Below are 2,909 nucleotides of genomic sequence, written 5' to 3'. Positions count from 1 at the left end.
CCGTTGCCCGCGAGGTCGTAGACGAACGTCTCGGCGGAACCGTACTTCTCCTTGGCCGCGGCCTCGGAGAGACCGACGGAGGCGACCTCGGGCTTGCAGTAGGTGACGCGCGGGATGCCCGCCTCGTCGATCACCTTCGGGTTCTGGCCCGCGATCTCCTCGGCCACGAAGATGCCCTGCTGGAAACCGCGGTGCGCGAGCTGCAGGCCCGGCACGATGTCGCCGACGGCGTAGACGCCCGGCAGGCTCGTGCGCAGGCGCTCGTCGGTGACGACGAAGCCGCGGTCGATCTCGACACCGGCCTCCTCGTAGCCGTGACCCGCGCTGTTCGGGCCGCGGCCGACCGCGACGAGCAGCAGGTCGGCGTCGAGGACGTCGCCGGTCTCCAGCGTGACCGACACACCCGAGTCGGTCTGGGTGGCGCCGGTGAACTTCACGCCGGTCTTGAACTTGATCCCGCGCTTGCGGAACGCGCGCTCCAGCTGCTTGGACGCGTACTCGTCCTCGGCGGGCACCAGGCGGGGCAGGGCCTCGACGATGGTGACGTCCGCGCCGAACGAGCGCCACACGCTGGCGAACTCCACGCCGATGACGCCGCCGCCGAGGACGACGACCTTCTCCGGGATGAAGTCCAGGTTGAGGGCCTGGTCGCTGGTGATGACCCGGCCGCCGATCTCCAGGCCGGGCAGGCTGCGGGCGTACGACCCGGTCGCGAGGACCACGTTCTTGCCGACGTAGCGCCGGCCGTTCACCTCGACGGCGTTCGGGCCGACGAACGTGCCCGCGCCCTCGACGAAGGTGACCTTGTTGGCCTTCGCGAGACCCTGCAGGCCCTTGTAAAGCCGGGAGACCACGCCGTCCTTGTACGAGTTGACGCCGGCGATGTCGATACCCTCGAGGGAGCTCTTCACACCGAACTGGTCGCCTTCGCGGGCGTTGTCCGCGACCTCGGCCGCGTGCAGCAGCGCCTTGGTCGGGATGCAACCGCGGTGCAGGCACGTGCCACCGAGCTTGTCCTTCTCGACCAGGACGACGGACAGGCCCAGCTCAGCGGCGCGGAACGCGCAGGCGTAGCCACCTGAACCACCGCCGAGGATGACGAGATCGGCGTTGGTGGCCGACTCCAGTTCCGGCGAAGTCACTTCGGATCTCCTCGGGATTACTTACTACGCGCGGGTGCGCGCGAGGTACGCGGCCATCTTGTCACTAGTTGCCGGAGCGCGGTGATCCGGCATGGGACAGCACGTCACGATCCTGATCATTCACCTACTCATAACACCCTTTCCTGGCACCATGGTGGATCGAGGCGCAGGAGGTGCTCGATGGGGCTGTTCGACCGTTTTCGCAGGAAGTCACGTCCAGGTGTGCTGCGGACGGCCTCCCACCAGGACACGGGCCACCTCGAGAAGTGGGCCGCGAGCCGCCAGGGCGTCGAGGCCTATGTGGAACCGAAGACCACGGTGACCGAAACCACTGTGGTCCTCGTCGCTCACGACGGCGAGTGGACACGCCGTCGCGTCGCCTCCCCGGACGCCGCGCGCTCGTTCGCGCGCAAGCTGAGCATGCCGATCTACGACGCGGGAATCGTCGGTTACCCGAAGCGCATGCGCGACTACACGGCGCGCCAGAAGAAGCTGGGCAACGGCTAGAGCGCCGCTCGTCGAACAACCGCTCGCGGTCCTCATCGGACAGACACGAGCCCGTGCACCAACGCCAGCCGCCACGCTTTCAGGTGCCGCGACTGCCCTTGTTCACGCGACCGTCGGCTCGTGGCGCACGGGGAAGTTGACGCTCGCCGCGATGAAGCACAGCGAGTGCGCCTTCTCGTGCAACGCCTGGGCGGTCTCGCGGGTCGCGGGGTCGGCGACGGTGACGACGGGGTTGAGGACCACCTCGGTGAACCGCCCCGACCCGTCGGGGTGCTCGGCCATCGTGCCGGTCGCGTGGTCGCGGTAGCCGGTGACGACGACGCCGTTGACCGACGCCAGGTGCAGGTACCAGAGCATGTGGCACTGCGACAGCGACGCGACGAGCAGCTCCTCCGGGTTGTGCCGGTCGCGGTCGCCCCGGAACGACGGGTCCGACGACCCGGGGATCGTCTGCTTGCCCTCGACCAGGACCTCGTGCGCGCGTTCGTAGGTCTTGTACCCGGACGTCCCGCTTCCGGTGTTGCCCGTCCAGACGACGTCGACCTCGTAGTGATGCGTCCCCATGTGGAAATACTCCTCCAAGTGGGCCTGACGGCCTAGTCCCGTCGCTTTCCGGGAACGCGCGACAACGACGAACCGGCCCTCGCCACAACGCGTCCGCACACCTCGTCGCAACCGATATATCAGTTCCGCGCCGCCTCTGACCTGCGCCCTAGCAACGACACGTTTGACATCGACCGCAAATGACTGGTTGCAAAGGGTCGGCGAAGGATGCCCGGAAAAGCGCGACGGGCGGAGACTCCGAGGAATCTCCGCCCGTCGCGGAAAAGCGGTGGGAAAGGTCAGCCGTTGGCGGCGATGTCCGCCAGCACGGCCGCGATGGTGCGGACCGGGACGCCGGTGCCGCCCTTCGAGATGTAGCCGTACGGGCCACCGGTGTGGAACGCGGGGCCGGCGACGTCGATGTGCGCCCACTGCACGCCCTCGGCCACGAACTCGCGCAGGAACAGACCGGCCGCGAGCATGCCGCCCCAGCGGTGGCCGGTGATGTTCGCCAGGTCCGCCAGACGCGAGTCGAGGTCCGCGCGCAGCTCCTCCGGCAGCGGCATGGCCCACGTCGACTCGCCCACCGCGGTGCCGATGGCGGCCACGCGGTCGCGGAACTCGTCGGAGCCCATGACGCCCGAGGTGCGCTTGCCCAGTGCCACGACCTGCGCGCCGGTCAGGGTCGCAGCCTCGATCAGGTAGTCCGGGCCGTCC

The 2,909-nt window shown here is 68.6% G+C and carries 3 protein-coding genes and 1 pseudogene; 1 reads left to right on the top strand and 3 read right to left on the bottom strand.

Features of this window, described 5'->3' with window-relative positions:
* The coding region (locus tag VM306_RS28775) for a dihydrolipoyl dehydrogenase (protein ID WP_325520706.1) at positions 1-1,142 on the bottom strand (1,142 nt) is incomplete at its 3' end.
* A gap of 180 nt (positions 1,143-1,322) precedes the next feature.
* Between VM306_RS28775 and VM306_RS28770 the strand changes: the two genes are divergently transcribed.
* Positions 1,323-1,649, top strand: coding sequence for an oxidoreductase (locus VM306_RS28770; RefSeq protein ID WP_325520704.1), 327 nt, complete (start codon positions 1,323-1,325; stop codon positions 1,647-1,649).
* Between the two features lie 102 nt (positions 1,650-1,751).
* Here VM306_RS28770 and VM306_RS28765 read toward each other — a convergent pair whose 3' ends face one another.
* Together VM306_RS28765 and VM306_RS28760 are read right to left on the bottom strand one after the other, a co-directional pair.
* Positions 1,752-2,213, bottom strand: a complete 462-nt coding sequence (locus VM306_RS28765) for an OsmC family protein (RefSeq protein WP_325520702.1) — start codon at positions 2,211-2,213, stop codon at positions 1,752-1,754.
* Between the two features lie 278 nt (positions 2,214-2,491).
* Positions 2,492-2,909: pseudogene (locus VM306_RS28760) on the bottom strand (leucyl aminopeptidase); the annotation flags it as partial.

The organism is Lentzea sp., from assembly GCF_035525475.1.
In the GTDB taxonomy this organism is placed as follows: Bacteria; Actinomycetota; Actinomycetes; order Mycobacteriales; family Pseudonocardiaceae; genus Lentzea.
The sequence above is the reverse complement of the archived record's forward strand: the minus strand, read 5'-3'. Positions and strand labels throughout refer to the sequence as shown.

Bases quoted from the DNA above. Each gene is read 5' to 3' on its own strand.
- VM306_RS28770 (WP_325520704.1), top strand. From the start codon at position 1,323: ATGGGGCTGTTCGACCGTTTTCGCAGGAAGTCACGTCCAGGTGTGCTG.
- VM306_RS28765 (WP_325520702.1), bottom strand. From the start codon at position 2,213: ATGGGGACGCATCACTACGAGGTCGACGTCGTCTGGACGGGCAACACC.